The following is a 20,655-nucleotide window of genomic DNA, read 5'->3' on the forward strand; positions in this document are numbered from 1 at the left end:
CCACTCACAATCCAGCATTTGGTCGTGCATTTGTATTCGGGTGCGTCGGTGTTTATTACCCCCGCGGCCCCCCCCGCCCGCCGGGGGGGCGGCCCCCCCACCGGCCGGTGCGGGCCCCTCCACGCGTACTGAGAGCAGCGTGCTGAGAGCAGCGCGCTCAGAGCAGCGTCCTCAGCTGTTCGGCGAGGAGGTCCCAGCGCCACTTCTCCTGGACCCACGCCCTGCCCCGCTCGCCCATGCGCCGGCGCAGCTCCGGATCGCCGAGGAGGGTGACGATCCGGTCGGCGGACTCCTCGGCGGAGCCGCCCCGCACCACCCACCCGGTCTCGCCGTCGAGCACCGCGTCCGGGGCGCCCCCCGAGTCACCGGCCACGACCGGCAGCCCGGTCGCGGAAGCCTCCAGGTAGACGATGCCGAGGCCTTCGACGTCGAGCCCGCCGCGCCTGGTGCGGCAGGGCATGGCGAACACGTCACCCGCGCCGTAGTGCGCGGGGAGCTCCTCCCACGGCACCGGTCCGGTGAAGCGAACGGAGTCCTCGACACCGGTCTCGGCCGCCAGCTTCTTCAGCTGCCCGGCGTAGGGGCCGCCGCCCACGACGAGCAGGACGGCGTCCGGCACCCGCGCCAGGATCGCGGGCATGGCCAGGATGAGGGTGTCCTGGCCCTTGCGTGGCACGAGCCGCGACACGCAGACGACGACGGGCCGGTCCGTGAGCCCGAGCCGGGCCCTGACACGGTCGCCGCCGGAGGCCGGGTGGAAGGTCTTCTCGTCGACGCCGGGCGGCAGTTGCACCATGCGTCCGGCGGCCTGCGGGGTAAGTGCGGCGGAGATCCTGGAGCGGGTGTACTCGCCGAGGTAGGTGATCGTGTCGGTGCCCTCGCCGATGCGTCGCAGCAGCTGCCGCGACGCGGGCAGCTGGGCCCAGCCCGCCTCGTGGCCGTGCGTGGTGGCCACGATCCGGCGGGCACCGGCCTTGCGCAGCGCGGGCGCCATCAGCCCGAGGGGGGCGGCCGCACCGAACCACACGGAGGAGCAGCCGTGTTCGCGCAGCAGCCCGACGGCCTGCCGGGTGACCCGGGGGGTGGGCAGCAGCATCGTCGTCCGGTCGCGTACGACGGTGAACGGCTGCTCGGCGTCGAAGGCGGCGGTGGCCTCGGTGCCCTCCGTGCCGCGCTTCCAGGTGGATGCGTAGACGACGAGCCGCTCGGGGTCCACGCGCAACGCCATGTTGTGCAGGAAGGCCTGGATGCCGCCGGGGCGGGGCGGGAAGTCGTTCGTCACGATCAGCGTCTTGTCCATCGCCGCCGACAGTACCGGGCGGCCCGACGGCCCTGCCTGACGGCTCCCGCACAGCCCGGGCCTGCATCATGGCGGCATGACGGTGAGAACGGATACGAGCGGCCACGCGGTCCGGGGTCTGTCCCTCGCCGTCTGGGGCCTCACCCGGGCGGTGCTGCTGCTCTGTGTCTTCAAGGTGTTCACGGTGCCGGGCCCCGATGTCACCGTCGACGTCTCGGTGATCTACCGGGGCTGGTACGAGGTGCTCCACGCCGGTTCCTTCCCGCTGGACGACGTCACCTGGCAGTACCCGCCCGCCGCGGCGCTCGCCGTCCTCTCCCCCGACCTCCTGCCGTTCCTGGAGTACGCCTCCGCCTTCTTCGTCCTCGTACTGCTGTGTGACGCCCTGGTGTTCGGGCTCCTGCTGTACGCGGGGAGCCGTCCGGGCATGCGTGAGGCGGGGGTCTGGGTGTGGGTGGCGGGCGTGCCGCTGCTCGGGCCGACGGTGTACGCCCGCTACGACCTCATGGTGACGGCCGTCGCGGTGGCGGCGCTGCTGGCCGGCGTGCGCCACCCCAGGGTGCTGGGAGCGCTGGCCGCCTTCGGCGCGCTGCTGAAGGTGTGGCCGGTGCTGGTGCTGGTGGGCACCCCCAAGGGGAGGGCCACACGCCGCTCCTGGTCGGCGGCGGCGGTGACGGCCGTGGTTCTGGCGTCGGCGGCCGCGGTGGCGGCGCCCGGCGCGTTCGCCTTCCTGACGTTCCAGCGGGACCGGGGGCTGGAGATCGAGTCGCTGGGCGCTCTGGTCTTCCATGTGGCCCGCCGGTTCGGCTGGGAGGGCCGGGTGGAGCTCCGCTACGGCTCCATGGAGTTCGCCGGCCCGCATGTGGCGCTGGTGAGCACCCTGACCCTGGCCCTCAGCGTGCTCGCCTTCGGCTGGCTGCTGGTGTGGCGGCTGCGGGCCCGTACGTTCGCGGCGCACACCCCTGCGGACGCGGCGTTCACCGCGGTCCTGCTGTTCACCGTGACCAGCCGGGTCATCAGCCCCCAGTACATGGTGTGGCCGCTCGGTGTCGCCGCGGTGTGCCTGGTGTTCCGGGGCAGCCGCATGGCGCCCCCCGCGTGCCTGGTCCTGGTGGCCACCGCCGTCACCCTGCTGGAGTTCCCGCTGGGCTTCGCGCACGTGGTGGCCAGTGACGCGGAGGGCGTCGCGCTCATGGCCGTACGCAACGGTCTGCTGGTCGCGGCGGTGCTGAGCGCGGGGCGGCGGCTGTGGCGGGACACCGTGCCGGGGGCCCGGGAAGGGCGTACGGCGGAGCGGATCAGCCGAGCCGGTCGCGCAGATACTCCCGCCAGCGCGCCGTGAAGTCCTGGGGCGTGGTGCCGAGCACCGTGTGCATGGCCTGCTCCACGGCTCCGTCCCGCTCCGAACGGCTCCCCACGGCCCTGTAGAAGGCGATCAGCTCCTCCTCGCCCCAGTCCCGCACGATGAGCTCGCAGGCCAGCCAGGCACCCTCGTAGGCCCGGGAGAGCCGCCCCGCGTCCTCACCGAAGCCGAAGTCCTCGTCGGTCGGCAGGTGCGCGGGCAGATCACCGCCGCGCACCGCCTCGGCGAGCTCCGGTGCGACCTCGGGGGCGGTCCGGCTCTCCCGGCGGTAGGCGGCCCGGTCGGCGAAGCCCTCCGAGAGCCAGACGGGCGTGGCGGCGGAGGTGTGGGCCCGGGTCGCCACATGGGTGGTCTCGTGGGTGAGGACGACCCGCTGCCCGAAGTCGCCGAGCATTCCGTATGCCTGCGGGTTGACGATCACCCGGTCCGCCGGCTCCCGCCCGCTCCCCCCGACCTTGCCGGTGGTGACGGCCGCGATGCCCCGGTAGCTGGCCGCGGGTGAGTCCAGCAGCCCCGCCATGTCCTCCACGGTCCCGGGGACGAGCACCACGACCCGCTCCGCCCAGGGCTCCGGCCAGGAGCCCGTGACGGCGGGGACGGCCCGGTCCGCGGTGTCGGCGATCCCGCGCAGCTCGGCCGCCTCGCGGCCGACCCCCAGGACCAGGCTGTGCGCGCCCCGTACGGCCTCGACCTCCCCCTGCTGCCAGAGCTGCTCCGGGGCGCCGTCGGCCGCCCGGTCGGCGGCGATGTACCAGGTGCGTCCCTCACCGCGGCGGACCAGCTCCACCGTGCGGGAGGAGGACATGGGCGCCTTGTCGTAGTCCTTGATCCGGTAGCGCAGTTCGACCTCGGCGGTGACCCGGTCCGCGCCCCGGTCCTTCACGTCCTTCACCTTGTACGCCCACGATTCCAGCGGCACGTCGGCGAGGTTGCGCAGTTCGGTGCGCTGGGCGGCCCGGAAGGAGACGGCCCGGGGGTCGAGCGCGGCCAGGTAAGCGTCGGTGTCGTGTTCCATGACCGCGGCGGCGCGCCGGTCCAGGGTGGCGCCGATCTCCTGCGCGGTGGGGCCGGCCGTGGTGTCCCCGGGGGCGGAGCAGGCGGGCGCGAGAAGCAGGGCGGCGAGCACGGCACCCGCCGTGCGCCGTCCGGGGAGGTGTTCCCGCCGCGCGTCCCGCGTCCCGACAGCCATCAGCCGATCGTACGGTCAGTGCGGTCACAGCGGCGCCCCGCCGGAGACCTGGGGGTCTCCGGCGGGGCGGGGTGTCACCGAAGCGTGCCGCTACGCACCCGTCCGGGTGTCAGACGCGCACGCCGAACTGGAAGGCTCCCAGGTACTCCATCGCCTCGTAGCGGACGACCTGGCCCGGGTACGGCGCGTGCAGGACCTGGTTGTTGCCCGCGTACAGGCCCACGTGCGAGGTGTTGCTGAAGAAGACCAGGTCGCCGGGCTTGAGCGCACCGCGGCCGATCTGCACACCGTCGTTGACCTGCGTGTACGTGGTCCGGGTGATCTGGACACCGGCCTGGGCGTAGGCCCACTGGGTCAGACCCGAGCAGTCGAACGAGTTGGGCCCGGAGCCACCGGAGACGTACGGCTTGCCCAGCTGGGTGGCGGCGGCCGCGAGAGCGGCGGCCCCACGGGCGGACGCGGGGGCCTCCTTGCCGAGCTCGACCCGGTCACCGGCGGCGCGGCTGGCGCGCTGCTGGTCCTGCTGCATCTCGGCGCGCTCGGCCTGGGTGAGCGTGTTGAGCAGCTCCCGGGCGTCGGCGAGCTTGCCCTGGTACTTCTTCTTGTTGTCGTTCAGCGTCTTACGGACGTCGGCAAGGTCGCTGAGCTTCCCCTGCGCCTCCTTGCGCTGCTGCGCAAGGGTGCGCTGCTTCGCCTGGATCTTCTGCAGCGACTCGGCCTGCTTGGCCGTCAGCTGGTCGAGCGCGGAGGCCTGGTCCAGGAAGCTGTCCGGGTCCGAGGAGAGCAGCAGCTGGACGGACGGGTCGAGACCGCCGGAGCGGTACTGCGCGGTGGCGAGCGCACCGAGCTCGCCGCGCATGGCGTTGAGCTCGTCCTGGCCACGGGCGACCTTGTCCTGGAGCGCGTCGGCCTGCTCCTTGAGCTCGTCCTGCTGCTCCTTGGCGCCGTTGGCCTTCTCGGTGGCGACCTCGGCCTCGTGGTAGAGCTTGTCGACCTTCGCCTTGACCTCGCTCTTGGTCGGCTTGGGGTCGGCCTGGGCCGTCTGGGAGGTCAGGGCAACAGCTGCGGCAGCGGTCACGGTGAGCACGGTCACGCGAGTGCGGCTCGGCTGCTTGGGACGACGGTGGGACGCCACGAAGGCGAGCTCCTTCTTCCTCGAGCCGCCTACCGGGCTGTGGGGGGATACGAACGAATCCCCGGCTCCGTGCACATCACGGACTCGGCGGTTCCTTCGCCGTTACCCCGGGTGGGCAATCAACCGTGCGAAGGTTCGAGGCCTGACCCTAGTGACCATCCTGTGATCAGTTCAAATCCTCACGAGCAAAATCTCGTCACACCAGGCACTTCTTTACTTTCACCGCACTGCGTGTAGCGGCAACTTGACGGTACGTTCCATAAATTCCGGCAAGTCGCCCATGTCTCACATGACGCCTCAGACGCGCGAAAGGCGCTTCAGGAGCAAGGCGGACGCGACCGGTCTCGCCCCCGCCTTCGCCACCCCGTCGGCGACCTCACGGTCGGTGGAGACCACGACGACGGGTCTGCCCGGCGGTTCGGCGCGCGCGAGTTGACGGATCAGCTCGTCCGCGGTCACCCCCGCCTTGCTGAACAGCACCCGGACTCCGCGCGGCGGAGCCAGCAGGACGGGGACAGCGAGCTCGGCGCCGTCGAAGACACAGGTCATCTCGGCGCCGGTCTGTGCCGCGAGGACGGAGAGACCACCCAGGAGGCGCAACCGCTGCTTCTCCAGCGGCATCTGCGGATAGCCGGTCTTCGTGACGTTGTAGCCGTCGACGATCAGATGGGCCTGCGGCAGGGCGAGCAGTTGGTCGAGCAGCGCCGGATCGGTCTCCGAAAGCGCCCTGGCCGCAATGTCCTTCGGCGACATCCGGCCGGGCTCCACCGCTTCGACGCCGTCGGCGGGGCGCAGCGAGGAAGGGGGCAGGGCCAGTTCACGGCGGAGCCCCTGCGCCGCGTCGAGCACGGTGTCCAGGAGCAGCCTCAGCCGCATGTCCTCGACCGAGCGGCCCTCTCTCGCGGCCCGGCGGCCGGCCTCGACGGATGCCTCCGCCTCGGCCAGCCGCGCCTTGAGCCGGCGGGACTCGCTCTCGGCGGCGGACACCTGGGCGGCGGCTTCGGCCCGCACGGCGTCGGTCTCGGCGCCCGCCTTGCGCAGAGCCGCCTCTCCACGCTTCACCTCGCTGAGGACGCTGCGCAGCTTGCGGTGCAGGGAGTCGGCCTCCTTGCGGGACGCCTCCAGCTCCGCACGCAACCGTTCGGTGTCGGCCTTGGTCTGTCCGCGGGCACGGTCGAGCTCCCCGCGCAACCGCTCCAGCTCGCGCCTGGTCTCCTCGTCCACCCGCTCGGCGTGCGCCCTGTGGACCTCTTCACCGGCGGCCGCCACCAGCTTGACCCAGTCGGCCGGCCGCAGCACATAGGCGGCGGCGGCCACATCGACGGGGTCGGCGGCGGCGGGCGGAGCGCCGGACGTGAGCGCTCCGGCCAGCTCCGGCTGGGTCTGGGTGATCCGCTCGCCGATGCGCCGGCGGAACGCCGGGTCGCTCTCCAGGGCGGCGGCCATCGCGTTACCCGCGAACTTGGCCCGCCTGTTCGGGGTGAAACGCGCGTACTGGCGGAGCTGGGAGGGGAGTTCGCCGACGGTCAGCCCGCCGAACGCCTCCGAGACCAGGGCCACCACCTTGCGGCGTACGCCCTCGGGCAGCGGACGGTCGAGCGACTCCGCGGCGCCGTCGGCCGCGTCGGCCGGTCCGGCGCCGCCTGTCGGCTGCTCCACCATCCATCACCCCAATATGTCTGTCCGCACGGCTCCGTCAGGAGTCGGCACCCGGCCTGTCGACCAGCTCGATCTGGTCCACGGCGTTGCACCAACGACAGCGCACCGACTCGATGGTCTCACTGACCACCTCGCGCTCCTCGACACTCGACTCCCCGGCCAGGTCGAGATGCACGTACTCCACGACCTTCGAGGAGCGCGTCACATCGAAACGGGTGAGATTGCCGCAGAGCGTGCAGCGCCAGCGGGTCCCGTCCGTCGGCTGGGGAACCGTCGTCATCGTTGCGTCCTCTTTCGTCGAGTCTCGTACGTGCCCAGGTCTTCGATCTCGCGGTGCGCCGTCGAACTGCGGATGTCCTTACGGCAACCCTACGGCCTTGCGCATACCTATCGGCACGGCGAGGCGGCCCGTCCCGTTATCGACTGGTGCGTCATGCTCTGTACGTGATCGATTGGCGGAAGGTCGACCGGCGGGAGCGGGCCGGAGAGCTCGGTGCCGGGAGCGCCCCGGTCACGTACGGGCTGATGGCGCTGTGCTGCGCGGTGTTCCTGATCAGCCCGCTCTCCGGGTTCAATCCCGCCTACGGCGGCGGCGAGGCGCTGCTGGCCGCCCAGGCCGGGTACTTCGAGCGGTGGGGCGTGATCCCCAGCGAGCTGCTGGACGGCTCCGCGCACGCGGCCCTGACCCCGCTGACCGCGCTCTTCGTGCACGGCAGTTGGCTGCACCTCCTGGGCAACCTGCTCTTCCTCTACGTGTTCGGCGCCATGGCCGAGGAGCGCATGGGCCGCACGGCATTCGCCTTCTTCTACGTCGTGTGCGGCTACTTCGCCCTGGTGGCCTACGCGGTGGTGCACGCGGGTTCCGACCAGACGCTGGTCGGCGCGTCGGGGGCGATCTCCGCGGTGCTCGGCGCGTTCCTCCGACTCTTCCCCAGGGCCCGGGTGACCAGCCTCTTCCCCTTCCTCTTCTTCCTGCCGCTGCGCTTCCCCGCCTGGATCGTGCTCGTGTTCTGGTTCGTCCTGCAGTGGCTGGCGGCACAGAGCGCGGGCAGCGGCCCGGGCGTGGCGTACCTGGCGCACGTGGCGGGTTTCGCGGCGGGGTTCCTCTACGCCTGGGTGCGGTTCCGGGGTACTACAGTGAAGTCTCCAGCCACGGCCACCGAGGGAGAAAGCCAGCCGTGATCACCGCGATCGTGCTCATCAAGACCAGCGTGGACCGGATTCCCGAGATCGCCGAGGCCATCGCCACGCTGGACAGCGTCAGCGAAGTCTTCTCGGTCACCGGTACGTACGACCTGATCGCCATGGTCCGGGTGGCCCGGCACGACGATCTGGCCGACGTCATCCCGGGCCGGATCAGCAAGATCCCGGGCGTCGAAGGCACCGACACCCACGTCGCCTTCCGCACCTACTCGCAGCACGACCTCGAGGCGGCCTTCGCCATCGGGCTCGACGCCTGACACGACGTACGGCTCCGGCCGGGGACGGGGCGCAAGGCCTCCCGTCCCCGGCCGGAGCCGCGTTTCGGACCGGTCAGGCCTGCGCGGCGGTGCCGCGGTCGGGCACGCAGCGGCCCTCCTCGGTGCGGTAGCTCCAGCGGGCGCCCTTGCTCACCAGTTCACGGACCGCGCCGAGGAACCGCTCGATGTGCTCGTCCGGCGTGCCCGCGCCGAAGCTCACCCGGATGGCGTTGAGGGACTTCTCCCCCGGGGCGGCCTCCGGCGCACCGCATTCACCCGGCTCCTGAGGCTCGCTGCCCAGCAGGGTCCGCACCAGCGGGTGGGCGCAGAACAGTCCGTCGCGCACCCCGATGCCGTACTCGGCGGAGAGCGCGGCGGCGAAGTGCGAGCTGTTCCATCCCTCGACCACGAAGGAGATGACGCCGACCCTCGGGGCGTCGTCGCCGAACAGTGAGAGCACCTTGACCTCGGGGACGCCCGCGAGGCCCTCACGGACCCGGGTCACCAGCTGCTGCTCCCTCGCGACCAGCCGGTCGAATCCGGCCTCGGTCAGGGCCTTGCAGGCGGCGGCGATGGAGTGGACACCGATCACGTTGGGCGATCCGGCCTCGTGCCGGGCAGCGGTGGTGTGCCATTCGACGTCCACACCGCCGTCGGCGCGCCGGGCGACCTTGCGGGAGGCCCCGCCACCCGCGAGGTAGGGCTCCGCGTCCACCAGCCAGTCGGCCCGGCCCGCGAGGACGCCGGAGCCGAAGGGCGCGTACAGCTTGTGCCCGGAGAAGGCGATCCAGTCGACGTCCAGCTCCGCGATGTCCACCGGGTGATGGGGTGCCAGCTGGGCCGCGTCGAGCACGATCCGCGCCCCGTGGGCGTGGGCGGCCGCGGCCAGTTCCCTCACCGGCCACAGCTCACCGGTGACGTTGGACGCGCCCGTGACGCAGACCAGGGCGGGCCCGTGGGGTTCACGTGCGGCCAGGGCCCGCTCCAGCGTGGCGACCGCCTGGTGCGGGGTACGGGGGGCGTCGAGGTAGGTCACCCGGGCGTCGCGCCAGGGCAGCAGCGAGGCGTGGTGCTCGGTTTCGAACACGAACACCTCGCAGCCGGCGGGCAGCACGGCGGCCAGCAGGTTGAGGGAGTCGGTCGTCGAGCGGGTGAAGACCACCTGGTCGTCCGCGCGGCAGCCGAGGAACTCCGCCACGGTCACCCGGCTGCTCTCGAACAGGTCGGTGGAGAGCTGCGAGAGGTAACCGGCTCCGCGGTGCACGCTGCCGTAGTAGGGGGCGTAGGCGGCCACGTCGTCCCACACCCGCTGGAGAGCCGGGGCGCTGGCCGCGTAGTCGAGGGCGGCGTAGGTGACATCTCCACCCGTCACGAGCGGAACGGTGACATCTGCACCCAGAACCGGCAGCGGGGCACAAATGGACTGGTCGACGGCAGCGGTGGAGACAGACATGGCGAACTCCCGTAAGAGACAGGCGAAATCCTCGCGCCGGCGATCCGAACAGGAACGCAGCAGCACGGGAAGGAAGGTGAAAAGGGGTGTGCGGAGGAGGGCGTCGTGCCCTATCGCATTCGCTTGCTCACAAGAGGCTCCCTGGGACCAGGACCCCAAGGGGTGGCATCCAACGATGCCGAGGGGCCCGCGCTTGCCACAGACCTCGCTGCCTGCGGCCTGGTCTTCACCCGGGGCACCCCGCCACGGACGGAGGGTTGCCGGACAGCGGGCCGGGGCCGTAGTCGCTGTCACTCATGACCTGCGCAGTATCTTGCCATATACGCGGTGACACGCAAGGGCGCGGTCCGCCATCCGGACCGCGCCCCTGTGTCATCCGTCTGGATCAGGCGTGGCTGGCCGCCACCCAGCGCTCCAGCGCCCGCTTGGCCGCACCGGAGTCGATCGACTCGGCGGCCCGCGCGATCCCGGCCGACAGCTGCTCGTTCAGCGTGCCCTCGCCCTGGTCCAGCGCGACCAGCGCGGCGGCCGAGTTGAGCAGCACGGCGTCACGTACGGCGCCGGTCTCCCCGTCCAGCAACCGACGGGCCACATCCGCGTTGTACGAGGCGTCCGCGCCGCGCAGCGCCTCGACGGGGACCAGGTCCAGGCCGACGTCGCGCGGGTCGAAGGGTTCCTCGCGGACGGCCCCGTCGCGGACGGTCCAGACCCGCGAGGTCGCCGTGGTGGTCAGCTCGTCCAGGCCGTCGTCGCCCCGGAAGACGAGCGCCGAGTTGCCGCGGGCCGCCAGCACGCCCGCGACGATGGGCGCCATCTTCGGGTCGGCGACCCCGATGGCCTGGGAGCGCACCCGGGCCGGGTTGGTGAGCGGTCCCAGGATGTTGAAGGTGGTCTGCGTGCCCAGTTCCTTGCGCGCCCTGGCCGCGTGCCTCAGGGCGGGGTGGAACTTCACCGCGAAACAGAAGGTGATGCCCGCCTCCTCGGCGACGGCGACGACCCGCTGCGGCGTCAGTTCGAGGTTGACGCCGAGCTTCTCCAGCACGTCGGAGGCTCCGCTCGCCGAGGAGGAGGCCCGGTTGCCGTGCTTGACGACCTTCGCACCCGTCCCCGCGACGACGATCGCCGACATGGTGGAGATGTTGACCGTCTTGGCCATGTCTCCGCCGGTCCCCACGATGTCGACCGTGCGGCCGGGGACCTCGATGGTGTGGGCGTGCTCGTACATGGCGCGGACGAGCCCGGTGACCTCGTCGACGGTCTCGCCCTTGGCCCGGAGCGCGACGGCGAAGCCGGCGATCTGCACGTCCGTGGCCTCGCCGCTCATGATGCGGTCCATCGCCCACGCGGTGTCGTCGGAGCTCAGGTGCTCGCCGCGCAGCAGGGGGGTCAGCACGCCGGGCCAGGTACGGGCCGCCACGCTGTCGCCGCCGTCCGGGGTCACAACGTTCATGGTCCGCTCCTGGGGTCCACAGCCGATACAAGGTCGCCCCCACCCTATCCAGGCCCGAGGGGACAGCGAAGAGCCCCGTCCATCGGATGGACGGGGCTCCCGCTGTGGCGGTCAGCTGAGGTGATCAGTGGTGGCCGTGGCCGCTGGTGATCTCCTTGTACTCCTCGGCAGTGGGCTTGGCGATCTGGTTGTCCTCGCCGTAGTAGCTCTTGCTGAGCCTGGCCCGCAGCTTCTGCACCGCGGACGGCTTGCGCTCGACACCGTTCTTGTCGACCGTCGGGCCGATCTCGAGCGGCTTGTACTGCTCGTGCGCCGTGAGCGTGTGCAGCTGCTCCTGGCTGAGCGGCTCGTGGATCTCCACGAACTCACCGTGCGGCAGGCGCTTGATGGTGCCGGACTCGCGCCCGTGCAGCACCTTCTCCTTGTCGCGGCGCTGGAGGCCGAGGCAGATCCGCCGGGTGACGACGAACGCCAGGACCGGGCCGACGAAGAAGCCGATCCGCACGAACCAGCTGATCGCGTTGAGCGACAGGTGGAAGTGGGTCGCCCAGATGTCGTTGCCGCCGCCGATCAGCATGACGAAGTAGATCGTCACCCAGGCGACACCCAGCCCGGTGCGGGTCGGTGCGTTGCGCGGACGGTCCAGGATGTGGTGCTCGCGCTTGTCCCCGGTGATCCAGGACTCGATGAACGGGTACAGGGCGAGTGCCCCGAGCACGACACCGAAGAGGACCAGCGGGATGAGGACACCCAGGACCAGGGTGTGGCCCCAGAGGTTGATCTCCCAGCCAGGCATCACACGGACGAAGCCTTCCGCGAAGCCCATGTACCAGTCCGGCTGGGCGCCCGTGGACACCTGGTCGGGACGGTACGGGCCGAGCGCCCAGATCGGGTTGATCGTGGCGATCGCGGAGAGGATCGCGATGAAGCCGAAGACCAGGAAGAAGAACCCTCCGGCCTTCGCCATGTACACCGGCAGCAGCGGCATGCCGACGACGTTCTTGTTCGTCTTGCCCGGGCCGGCGAACTGCGTGTGCTTGTGGAAGAAGACCAGGATGAGGTGGCCGACCACGAGCCCGAGCATGATGCCCGGCAGCAGCAGGATGTGGATCGAGTAGAACCTCGAGATGATGTCCGTACCGGGGAACTCCCCGCCGAACAGGAACATCGAGATGTACGTACCGACGATCGGCATCGACAGGATCGCGCCCTGCGTGAAGCGCACACCCGTACCGGAGAGCAGGTCGTCCGGGAGCGAGTAGCCGGTGAACCCGGTGAACATGCCGAGCACGAACAGCAGGAAGCCGAACAGCCAGTTGATCTCACGCGGCTTGCGGTACGCCCCGGTGAAGAACACCCGGAACATGTGCACGAACATGCCGGCGAGGAAGATGATCGCGGCCCAGTGGTGGATCTGCCGGACCAGCAGACCACCGCGGACGTCGAAGCTGATGTCCAGCGTCGACGCGTAGGCCGCGGACATCCGGATGCCCTGCATCGGCTCGTACGAGCCGTGGTAGACGACCTCGTTCATGCTCGGGTTGAAGAACAGCGTCAGGTACACACCCGTGAGGATGATGATGATGAAGCTGTAGAGGCAGATCTCACCCAGCATGAAGGACCAGTGGTCCGGGAAGATCTTGCGCATGTTGGCCTTGGCCAGGCCGTAGATGCCCAGCCGGCCGTCCGCCCAGTCGGCCACCCGCTCACCGGCGGGCGCCTTGCGCTGTGATTCCGTCGCAGTACTCATCCGCGCTCCCAGAAGGCAGGACCGACGGGCTCTTCGAAGTCACCGAGCGCCTCGAGGTTGCCCTCGCTGTTCACGCCGATCCGCAGCTGCGGGAGGGCGTGACCGGCCGGACCGAAGATGACGCGGGCGCCGTCGGAGAGGTCGAAGGTGGACTGGTGGCACGGGCAGAGCACGTGGTGGGTCTGCTGCTCGTACAGGCTGATCGGGCAGCCGACGTGGGTGCAGATCTTGGAGAAGGCCACGATTCCCTCGTGGGCCCACTCGCGCTCCCGCGGGTCCTTGATGTTGTCCGGCTCGATGCGGATGATCATCAGGGCGGCCTTGGCGATCTGCGTCTGGAAGTCGTGCGCGTCCTCCTCCAGGCCCTCGGGCATGGCGAAGGTCAGCGAACCGACGACGACGTCCTCGGGGCGCAGCGGCTCCATGGTGTTCATGTTGACGAGCTGCTTGCCCTTGGCCCACAGGGTCTTGCGGAGCTTCTTCTCCGGCAGCGGGCCGAGGTCGCGCAGCAGCACCACGCCGGAGAGCGGCACCAGGGCCAGCGCACCGAACATGGTGTTGCGGATCAGCTTCCGCCGGCCGATCGCGGACTCCTTGGCACCGGCCGCGAAGTCGGCCATGACCTTGGCCTTGACCTCGGGCGTGGCCTCGATGGCGTGCCGGTCGTCGGCGACCTCCACGTCGGACATCAGGGTGCGCGCCCAGTGGACGGCGCCCGCGCCGATGAGGAAGAGCGCCAGGCCCAGGGTCAGGCCCAGGGAGAAGTTGAGCGCGCTCACGTGGCCGAACGGCCAGATGTAGACGATCTTGTCGACCGGGAAGATGACGTACGAGGCGATGAAGCCGACCGTCGCCAGCATGGACAGCGTGAACATGAGGGCGACGGCCCGCTCGGAGCGGTTCGCGGCTCGTTCGTCGATGTCCTGGATGCGCGGCTTGTGGGCCGGCAGCCCCGGGTCGGCGAACGGGTCGCCCGCACCCTCTACCGCGCCGTGCGCGGTGCCCTGCTCTACCGGCAGGTTCTCTTCTGGAATCTGTTGGCTACTCATGACTTCTTGGCCTTAGCGGTGTGGGCCGCGACCCATACGGCGACGGCGATCAGGCCGCCCAGGCCGAAGATCCAGCCGAAGAGACCTTCGCTGACGGGGCCGAGGCCGCCGAGCGAGAGCCCGCCGGGGGACTCGGACTCACTGCCGTTGACGGTCTGGATGTACGCGATGATGTCTTTCTTCTGCTGCTCCGGCATGGTGCTGTCCGGGAAGGAGGGCATGCTCTGCGGGCCGGTCTGCATGGCCTCGTAGATGTGCTTCGGGCTCACGCCTTCGAGGTCCGGGGCGAACTTGCCGTCTGTCAGCGCGCCGCCCTTGCCCGTGAAGTTGTGGCACTGCGCGCAGTTGTTGCGGAACAGGTCGCCGCCCTTGGCCACGTCCGCGCCCGACGGGTCGACCTGGCTCTTGGTCGGCGTGATCGGACCGGCGCCCAGGGACGCGACGTACGCCGCGAGCTGGTCGATCTCGGCCTGGGTGTAGATGACCGGCTTCTTCGGTACCTGGGCACCCGGCTGCTGAGCCGGCATGCGTCCGGTACCGACCTGGAAGTCGACGGCGGCGGAGCCGACGCCCACGAGGGACGGACCGTCGGTGGTGCCCTGACCGCCGGATCCGTGGCAGCTTGCGCAGCCCACGGAGTAGAGCTTCTTGCCCTCGTCGATGGCGAGGGACTGGGCGGTTTCGTCGGCCTGCGCCTTACTCGCAGGCGCGAACGCGGCGTACAGCCCCCCGGTAGCCGCCAGCGCGAGGAGTAGTACGACGACCGCCGCCAGCGGATGGCGTCGTCGTGCGGAGAGCTTTTTCACGGATTACCCCGGTGTCAGGATCTTCTGCGTCGATGATGGGTGGGTGCGAGCCCGGTTACTTGATCATGTAGATCGTGGCGAACAGGCCGATCCAGACGACATCGACGAAGTGCCAGTAGTAGGACACGACGATGGCCGCTGTGGCCTGTTCGTGGGTGAATCTCGAGGCCGCGTAGGTCCTGCCCAGGACGAGCAGGAAGGCGATGAGACCGCCTGTCACATGCAGCCCGTGGAAGCCGGTCGTCAGGTAGAACACCGAACCGTACGGGTCGGAGGAGAGCGAGAGACCCGCCTCCTTGACCAGCTCGGTGTACTCCAGGACCTGGCCGCCGATGAAGATCGAACCCATCACGAACGTGATGATGAACCAGGTGCGGAGCTTCTTCACATCGCCCCGCTCCGCGGCGAATACGCCGAGCTGGCAGGTGAGAGAGGAAAGCACCAGGATCGTGGTGTTCGTCGCCGAGAACGGGAAGTTCAGATGGTGAGCCATCTCCTTCCAGTGATCGGGTCCCATCACCGATCGCAGGGTGAAGTACATCGCGAAGAGGGCCGCGAAGAACATCAGCTCGGAACTCAACCAGATGATGGTTCCGACGCTGGTGAGGTTCGGCCGATTGACCGACGGGTGCGCGTGCCCGGTTTCTACTGTCGTTGCTGTCGCCACGCCGACATTATGTCGGTCGCTTATCCCGCCCTCACTCCGGGGGGTGCCGTTCGGTGTGTCCGAGGGGTGTGTCCTCACCGAACGGCCCATCGAATCGCTGTCTTTACCGGTGCTGACAGGCAGTCCGCCGGAGTACGATCCGCCCATCGGTTCATGCCCGGAGAGCCCCGAAGACACAGACGTCACGGAGGAACAATGCAGCCGACCGCCACGGTCCTGGTCTACAGCGACGACGCCAACACCCGTGAGCAGGTGAGGCTGGCAGCCGGGCGGAGGCCTGCGGCGGACGTCCCACCTGTGGAGTTCCTGGAGTGCGCCACCCTGCCCGCGGTCCTGAGCGCACTGGACCGGGGCGGTGTCGACGTCTGCGTGCTGGACGGCGAGACGGCCCCCGCGGGCGGCATGGGCGTCTGCCGGCAGATCAAGGACGAGATCTTCGACTGCCCGCCCGTGCTGCTGCTGATCGGGCGCCCGCAGGACGCCTGGCTGGCCACGTGGAGCCGTGCGGACGCCGCTGTGACCCATCCGGTCGATCCGGTCGGCTTCGCGGACGCGCTGGCGTCCCTGCTGCGCCAGAGGCTGTCCGTGGGGGCCTGAGGCCGATCGGCCCCGGGCCCCCGCCCGGTGTCCTCGTGAGGCGCGGCTCACTCCGGGCCGGATCAGACCTGGGGGCGCAGCCGCGCCGTTCGGACGTCGGTGCCCGTGTCGGGCGTGCCGCCGCCGTGCAGGGCGCTGCCCTTCTGCCAGGCTTCCCAGGACAGGTTCCAGTCGCCGAAGCCGTTGTCGAAGGGCGTCATCGTCTCGCCGTCGCTCCCGACGACCGTGACGATGTCGCCCTCGCGCACGGTCTCGAAGAACCACTCCGCGTCGGCGGTGCTCATTCCCGTACAGCCGTGGCTGACGTTGGCGCTGCCCTGTGAACCCGTGGACCAGGGCGCCGCGTGGACGTACTCACCGCTCCAGGTGACGCGTGTCGCCCAGTAGACAGGCAGGTCGTAGGACTCCGACGAGCCGGCGGCGATGCCGATGCTCTCGCCGCGCATACGTACGAACTGCTCCTTGGCGAGCACGACCTTGACGCCGTTGCGGGTGTCGAACCCCGGCTTGCCCGTGGTCACCGGCATGGTGTTGATCACTTCGCCGTTGCGCAGAACGGTCATGGAGTGGTCCGAGGCGTCGGTGATCGCTTCTATGCGGTCGCCGGTGGTGAGCTTCAGGGGTTTCGCCGCCGCCCCGTAGAGGACGTCGGTGACTTTTATCCCCTTGAGATTGCTGCGGACGTCGATGCTGGCGTCGGCCGGCCAGTACTCCTTGGGCCGGTAGTGCAGTGTCTTGGCGTCGACCCAGTGCCAGGAGCCGGTGACGGCGGGGGCGGACCGGACCTGGAGCCCGCGCTCCACGGTGGCTCTGGCGGCCCTGTCGGTGACCGGAGCGCTGAGTTCCGCCGTGAGGGGCTGTCCGACGCCGTAGGTGCCCGCCTGCGGGCCGAAGGCGACCTTCAGGAACTTCTTGGCCGTGGCCGTGCCGAAGGCGTACGTACGGCTGCCGGGAGCCCCGTCGCCGTTCTCGGTGGAGACCTTGACGGTGTATCGGGTGCCGGCCGCGAGCGGGGTGGTGGAGTGCCACCGCTTGCCGTCGGCGTCGAGTTCGCCCGCGAGGTGGCGGCCCTCGGTGTCGACGGCCGTCACGTCCGTGACTTTCGTGTCGTCGTCCTCGACGGTGACTTCGATGGGCGTGTCGGGGTCGGCCTTCTCGCCCTCGGACGGGCCGTTGAAGGAGACCAGGTCGGCTGCGTCGTAGGACCTCAGCGACAGGGGATGACCGTCGGGCTCGCCACAGGCGGTCGCACCCGCTACCAGGGTCACGACCAGCAGGGTGCAGCTCACTACGGTGCGGATGCGCGGCGTGTGGTTCATGAACCCACGCTAAGAAGATTCATCCGATCCAGCGCGTTCAGGGACTGCAAACGGGGGCCCTGCCCGCTCGTTGCCGAGCGTTCAGGGCCCCCGTACGGGTGCTACGCGTCCTGTGGAGGCGTGTCCTACTGGGTGCGGTTCTCGCCCCGGTAGTACTCGAAGACCCAGCCGAAGAGGCCGATCAGGAGCAGCGGGGCCGAGAAGTACGCCAGCCACCAGCCGAAGACGACGGCCATGAAGAGGAAGGCGCCACCGATGGCCAGCGAGAGCGGCTGCCAGCTGTGCGGGGAGAAGAAGCCCACATCACCGGCTTCGTCCGCGACGTCGGCCTCCTTGTTGTCCTGGGCCATCGCGTCGACCCTGTTGGCCGTGAAGGCCAGGTAGAAGCCGATCATGATGGTCAGCCCGAAGGCCAGGACCAGCGCGGTGGTACCGACCGGCTCCTTGGACCAGACGCCGTACGTGACGGCCATGGCCAGCATGAAGACGCTCAGCCAGATGAAGAGCTTGCCCTGGATCTTCACTTGCCGTCCTCCTTGCCGCCGACGAGGACCTTCTCACCCTCGGACAGGTGATCCAGCTGCTCGAGCGCCGCGATCTCCGGGTGGTGCAGGTCGAACGCCGGGGATTCGGAACGGATCCGCGGCAGGCTGAGGAAGTTGTGCCGGGGCGGCGGGCAGGACGTCGCCCATTCGAGCGAACGGCCGTAGCCCCAGGGGTCGTCGACCTCGATCTTCTTGCCGTACTTGGCGGTCTTCCAGACGTTGTACATGAACGGAAGCATCGACAGTCCGAGCACGAACGAGGAGATCGTCGAGATCGTGTTGAGGGCCGTGAAGCCGTCGGCTGCGAGGTAGTCCGCGTAACGGCGCGGCATGCCCTCGGCACCCAGCCAGTGCTGCACCAGGAACGTGCCGTGGAAGCCGATGAACAGCGTCCAGAAGGTCATCTTCCCGAGCCGCTCGTCCAGCATCTTGCCGGTGAACTTCGGCCACCAGAAGTGGAATCCGGCGAACATCGCGAAGACCACGGTGCCGAAGACGACGTAGTGGAAGTGCGCGACGACGAAGTACGAGTCCGAGATGTGGAAGTCCAGCGGCGGCGAGGCCAGGATCACGCCGGTCAGACCACCGAAGGCGAAGGTGATCAGGAAGCCGACCGACCAGAGCATCGGTGTCTCGAAGGACAACGACCCCTTCCACATCGTGCCGATCCAGTTGAAGAACTTCACACCGGTGGGCACCGCGATGAGGAAGGTCATGAAGGAGAAGAACGGCAGGAGCACGCCGCCGGTGACATACATGTGGTGCGCCCACACCGTCACGGAAAGGCCGGCGATGGCGATCGTCGCGCTGATCAGACCGACATAACCGAACATCGGCTTGCGGCTGAATACCGGAATGATCTCGGAAATGATTCCGAAGAACGGTAGAGCGATGATGTACACCTCTGGATGGCCGAAGAACCAGAAGAGGTGTTGCCAGAGCAATGCGCCGCCATTGGCCGCGTCGAAGATGTGCGCGCCGAATTTTCGGTCGACCTCCAGCGCGAAGAGCGCGGCGGCGAGTACCGGGAAGGCCAGCAGGACCAGGACACCGGTCAGCAGGACGTTCCAGGTGAAGATCGGCATGCGGAACATCGTCATGCCGGGGGCGCGCATGCAGATGATCGTGGTGATGAAGTTGACCGAACCGAGGATCGTACCGAAGCCGGAGAAGGCCAGACCCATGATCCACATGTCGGCACCGACACCCGGTGAGCGGACCGCGTCCGACAGCGGGGAGTAGGCGAACCATCCGAAGTCGGCCGCACCCTGCGGGGTGAGGAATCCGCCCACGGCGATCAGCGAGCCGAAGAGGTACAGCCAGTACGCGAACATGTTCAGCCGCGGGAACGCCACGTCGGGCGCGCCGATCTGCAGCGGCATGATCCAGTTCGCGAACCCGGCGAAGAGCGGCGTCGCGAACATCAGCAGCATGATCGTGCCGTGCATCGTGAACGCCTGGTTGAACTGCTCGTTCGACATGATCTGCGTACCCGGACGGGCCAGCTCGGCGCGCATGAAGAGCGCCAGGAGGCCACCGATGCAGAAGAAGGCGAACGATGTGACCAGGTACATCGTGCCGATCGTCTTGTGGTCAGTGGTGGTCAGCCACTTGACGACGACACTCCCCGGCTGCTTGCGCCGCACCGGCAGCTCGTCCTCGAACGAGTCGTCTGCTGCCGCGGCACCCTGGGATTCATTGAGGATGCTCACAGTTTGTTCGTCTCCGCATTCCTGGCCGGGTCCGTCTGCTCGATGCCTGCCGGCACGTAGCCCGTCTGACCCTTCTCCGCCAGCTCCTTGAGGTGCTGCTGGTAACGCTCGGGAGAGACGATCTTGACGTTGAAGAGCATCCGGGAGTGGTCGACGCCACAGAGCTCGGCGCACTTACCCATGTAGGTGCCCTCCTTCTTCGGCGTGACCTCGAAGGAGTTGGTGTGGCCCGGAATGACGTCCTGCTTCATGAGGAACGGCACCACCCAGAAGGAGTGGATGACGTCACGCGAAGTCAGGACGAAGCGGACCTTCTCGCCCTTCGGCAGCCACAGGGTCGGGCCCGGGTTGCCGTTCTGCGGGTTGCGCGTACCGGGGATGCCCACGTCGTAGACGCCGCCGGCGCCCTCGGGGAAGTCCTTGCGGTACTTGTCGGGGATGGCGTCGAGCTCCTTGGGGACCTCGCTGCCGGTGGAGGGCGAGCCCTCCACGTTCTCGATGTAGTTGAAGCCCCAGCTCCACTGGTAGCCGACCACGTTGATGGTGTGGGCCGGCTTCGGGGTGAGCTCGAGGAGCTTCGATTCATCGCGCGCGGTGAAGTAGAAGAACACCGAGACGATGATGAGGGGGACCACTGTGTACAGCGCCTCGATAGGCATGTTGTACCTGGTCTGCTGGGGTACCTCCACCTTGGTCCTGCTTCGCCGGTGGAAGATGACGCTCCACAGGATCAGCCCCCAGACAAGGACGCCCGTGGCGAGCGCTGCCGCCCACGAGCCCTGCCAGAGGGAGAGGATCCGAGGGGCCTCTTCCGTTACCGGGGTGGGCATACCGAGGCGGGGGAAATCCTCCCAGTTGTATGAACAACCGGAGGCCGTCGCCAGGACCAGGCCCGCAGTCAGCACCTGCGGCAGCTTCCGCCGCATCGGGCGCCGCGACGAGCGGTCGGAGCCGTTGGGACTCACGTAGCGCCTTCCCGAGAGTCTCGCCCGCACGGTCGGCGCGCCCGTCTCACTTGGTCGGTCGCCGGCCCTGACGCGGGCAGGGGTTTGGATGTTTATGCGGACCAAACCCTACTGGACGCTATTTGGGGCCGCGCGGGGAGGGTGCCCAACGCGCCGCACGACACCCCGAAGGGGTGGAATGCGCGCTTCCGGCCGCCATCTGACGCCCCCTCTCCCCGTCACCGTGCGGCCGGTCT

The 20,655-nt window shown here is 69.2% G+C and carries 19 protein-coding genes and 1 riboswitch; of the genes, 4 read left to right on the top strand and 15 right to left on the bottom strand.

The annotated features are described in order from the left end of the window. Window positions 1-157 precede the first annotated feature (157 nt). Window positions 158-1,300 (bottom strand): glycosyltransferase family 4 protein, encoded by a 1,143-nt coding sequence (locus tag ABT001_RS03285; RefSeq protein ID WP_351271585.1) that lies wholly within the window; start codon window positions 1,298-1,300, stop codon window positions 158-160. Between the two features lie 76 nt (window positions 1,301-1,376). Here ABT001_RS03285 and ABT001_RS03290 point away from each other — a divergent pair, with 76 nt between their 5' ends. After that, window positions 1,377-2,642, top strand: coding sequence for a glycosyltransferase 87 family protein (locus ABT001_RS03290; protein WP_351271588.1), 1,266 nt, complete (start codon window positions 1,377-1,379; stop codon window positions 2,640-2,642). Here ABT001_RS03290 and ABT001_RS03295 read toward each other — a convergent pair. From ABT001_RS03295 to ABT001_RS03310, 4 genes are all read right to left on the bottom strand, one after another. After that, on the bottom strand, window positions 2,599-3,852 hold the full coding sequence (locus ABT001_RS03295; protein ID WP_351271590.1) for a hypothetical protein: 1,254 nt from the start codon (window positions 3,850-3,852) through the stop codon (window positions 2,599-2,601). The two genes, ABT001_RS03290 and ABT001_RS03295, sit on opposite strands and share 44 nt — an antisense overlap. Window positions 3,853-3,961: 109 nt before the next feature. Next, window positions 3,962-4,987 carry a C40 family peptidase gene (locus tag ABT001_RS03300; RefSeq protein WP_351271593.1) on the bottom strand — a complete coding sequence of 342 codons (1,026 nt, stop codon included), beginning with the start codon at window positions 4,985-4,987 and terminating at the stop codon, window positions 3,962-3,964. 297 nt (window positions 4,988-5,284) lie between these two features. Next, window positions 5,285-6,649: an NYN domain-containing protein gene (locus tag ABT001_RS03305; protein WP_351271596.1), complete on the bottom strand. Its 1,365-nt coding sequence runs from the start codon at window positions 6,647-6,649 to the stop codon at window positions 5,285-5,287. A gap of 34 nt (window positions 6,650-6,683) precedes the next feature. After that, window positions 6,684-6,926, bottom strand: coding sequence for a hypothetical protein (locus ABT001_RS03310; RefSeq protein WP_014156692.1), 243 nt, complete (start codon window positions 6,924-6,926; stop codon window positions 6,684-6,686). 164 nt (window positions 6,927-7,090) lie between these two features. Between ABT001_RS03310 and ABT001_RS03315 the strand changes: the two genes are divergently transcribed. Continuing rightward, complete coding sequence (locus ABT001_RS03315) at window positions 7,091-7,828, top strand: rhomboid family intramembrane serine protease (protein WP_351271599.1); 738 nt, start codon at window positions 7,091-7,093, stop codon at window positions 7,826-7,828. Beyond that, window positions 7,825-8,106, top strand: a complete 282-nt coding sequence (locus tag ABT001_RS03320) for an Lrp/AsnC family transcriptional regulator (RefSeq protein ID WP_351271602.1) — start codon at window positions 7,825-7,827, stop codon at window positions 8,104-8,106. Before ABT001_RS03315 ends, ABT001_RS03320 begins: the two co-directional genes overlap by 4 nt. Before the next feature lie 73 nt (window positions 8,107-8,179). Here ABT001_RS03320 and ABT001_RS03325 read toward each other — a convergent pair whose 3' ends face one another. From ABT001_RS03325 to ctaE, 6 genes are all read right to left on the bottom strand, one after another. Beyond that, window positions 8,180-9,559 carry an aminotransferase class V-fold PLP-dependent enzyme gene (locus tag ABT001_RS03325; protein WP_351271605.1) on the bottom strand — a complete coding sequence of 460 codons (1,380 nt, stop codon included), beginning with the start codon at window positions 9,557-9,559 and terminating at the stop codon, window positions 8,180-8,182. Window positions 9,560-9,743: 184 nt separating this feature from the next. After that, window positions 9,744-9,861: riboswitch (SAM riboswitch) on the bottom strand. Window positions 9,862-9,944: 83 nt separating this feature from the next. Then, on the bottom strand, window positions 9,945-11,009 hold the full coding sequence (trpD, locus tag ABT001_RS03330) for an anthranilate phosphoribosyltransferase (protein WP_351271608.1): 1,065 nt from the start codon (window positions 11,007-11,009) through the stop codon (window positions 9,945-9,947). A 124-nt stretch (window positions 11,010-11,133) separates the two neighbouring features. After that, window positions 11,134-12,759, bottom strand: a complete 1,626-nt coding sequence (gene qcrB, locus ABT001_RS03335; RefSeq protein ID WP_351271611.1) for a cytochrome bc1 complex cytochrome b subunit — start codon at window positions 12,757-12,759, stop codon at window positions 11,134-11,136. After that, complete coding sequence (qcrA, locus tag ABT001_RS03340) at window positions 12,756-13,808, bottom strand: cytochrome bc1 complex Rieske iron-sulfur subunit (RefSeq protein ID WP_351271613.1); 1,053 nt, start codon at window positions 13,806-13,808, stop codon at window positions 12,756-12,758. The genes qcrB and qcrA overlap by 4 nt, the downstream gene beginning before the upstream one ends. Beyond that, entirely contained in the window at window positions 13,805-14,614 is an 810-nt protein-coding gene (gene qcrC / locus ABT001_RS03345) for a cytochrome bc1 complex diheme cytochrome c subunit (RefSeq protein WP_351271616.1), read from the bottom strand. Before qcrC ends, qcrA begins: the two co-directional genes overlap by 4 nt. A gap of 55 nt (window positions 14,615-14,669) precedes the next feature. Continuing rightward, window positions 14,670-15,281, bottom strand: a complete 612-nt coding sequence (gene ctaE, locus ABT001_RS03350) for an aa3-type cytochrome oxidase subunit III (RefSeq protein WP_351271619.1) — start codon at window positions 15,279-15,281, stop codon at window positions 14,670-14,672. A gap of 195 nt (window positions 15,282-15,476) precedes the next feature. Between ctaE and ABT001_RS03355 the strand changes: the two genes are divergently transcribed. Continuing rightward, a complete protein-coding gene (locus tag ABT001_RS03355; RefSeq protein WP_351271621.1) occupies window positions 15,477-15,878 on the top strand; it encodes a response regulator transcription factor in 402 nt (133 codons plus the stop codon). A 62-nt stretch (window positions 15,879-15,940) separates the two neighbouring features. On the opposite strand, the gene ABT001_RS03360 is transcribed toward ABT001_RS03355, so the two are convergent. From ABT001_RS03360 to ctaC, 4 genes are all read right to left on the bottom strand, one after another. After that, window positions 15,941-17,197, bottom strand: coding sequence for a L,D-transpeptidase (locus ABT001_RS03360; RefSeq protein ID WP_351271624.1), 1,257 nt, complete (start codon window positions 17,195-17,197; stop codon window positions 15,941-15,943). Between the two features lie 125 nt (window positions 17,198-17,322). Further along, window positions 17,323-17,721, bottom strand: coding sequence for a cytochrome c oxidase subunit 4 (locus ABT001_RS03365; protein ID WP_351271627.1), 399 nt, complete (start codon window positions 17,719-17,721; stop codon window positions 17,323-17,325). After that, a complete protein-coding gene (gene ctaD, locus ABT001_RS03370; RefSeq protein ID WP_351271630.1) occupies window positions 17,718-19,454 on the bottom strand; it encodes an aa3-type cytochrome oxidase subunit I in 1,737 nt (578 codons plus the stop codon). Before ctaD ends, ABT001_RS03365 begins: the two co-directional genes overlap by 4 nt. Further along, the gene (gene ctaC / locus ABT001_RS03375) at window positions 19,451-20,419 is read right to left on the bottom strand and encodes an aa3-type cytochrome oxidase subunit II (RefSeq protein ID WP_351271633.1); all 969 of its coding nucleotides are present in this window, start codon (window positions 20,417-20,419) and stop codon (window positions 19,451-19,453) included. Before ctaC ends, ctaD begins: the two co-directional genes overlap by 4 nt. Between the last annotated feature and the right edge of the window lie 236 nt (window positions 20,420-20,655).

Origin of the sequence: Streptomyces sp. NPDC002793 (assembly GCF_040295485.1) — a bacterium.
Lineage (GTDB): Bacteria > Actinomycetota > Actinomycetes > Streptomycetales > Streptomycetaceae > Streptomyces.

Bases quoted from the DNA above. Each gene is read 5' to 3' on its own strand.
- ABT001_RS03355 (WP_351271621.1), top strand. From the start codon at position 15,477: ATGCAGCCGACCGCCACGGTCCTGGTCTACAGCGACGACGCCAACACC.
- ABT001_RS03290 (WP_351271588.1), top strand. From the start codon at position 1,377: ATGACGGTGAGAACGGATACGAGCGGCCACGCGGTCCGGGGTCTGTCC.
- ABT001_RS03325 (WP_351271605.1), bottom strand. From the start codon at position 9,559: ATGTCTGTCTCCACCGCTGCCGTCGACCAGTCCATTTGTGCCCCGCTG.
- trpD (WP_351271608.1), bottom strand. From the start codon at position 11,009: ATGAACGTTGTGACCCCGGACGGCGGCGACAGCGTGGCGGCCCGTACC.
- qcrB (WP_351271611.1), bottom strand. From the start codon at position 12,759: ATGAGTACTGCGACGGAATCACAGCGCAAGGCGCCCGCCGGTGAGCGG.
- ABT001_RS03360 (WP_351271624.1), bottom strand. From the start codon at position 17,197: ATGAACCACACGCCGCGCATCCGCACCGTAGTGAGCTGCACCCTGCTG.
- ABT001_RS03295 (WP_351271590.1), bottom strand. From the start codon at position 3,852: ATGGCTGTCGGGACGCGGGACGCGCGGCGGGAACACCTCCCCGGACGG.
- ABT001_RS03285 (WP_351271585.1), bottom strand. From the start codon at position 1,300: ATGGACAAGACGCTGATCGTGACGAACGACTTCCCGCCCCGCCCCGGC.
- ABT001_RS03305 (WP_351271596.1), bottom strand. From the start codon at position 6,649: ATGGTGGAGCAGCCGACAGGCGGCGCCGGACCGGCCGACGCGGCCGAC.
- ABT001_RS03310 (WP_014156692.1), bottom strand. From the start codon at position 6,926: ATGACGACGGTTCCCCAGCCGACGGACGGGACCCGCTGGCGCTGCACG.
- qcrA (WP_351271613.1), bottom strand. From the start codon at position 13,808: ATGAGTAGCCAACAGATTCCAGAAGAGAACCTGCCGGTAGAGCAGGGC.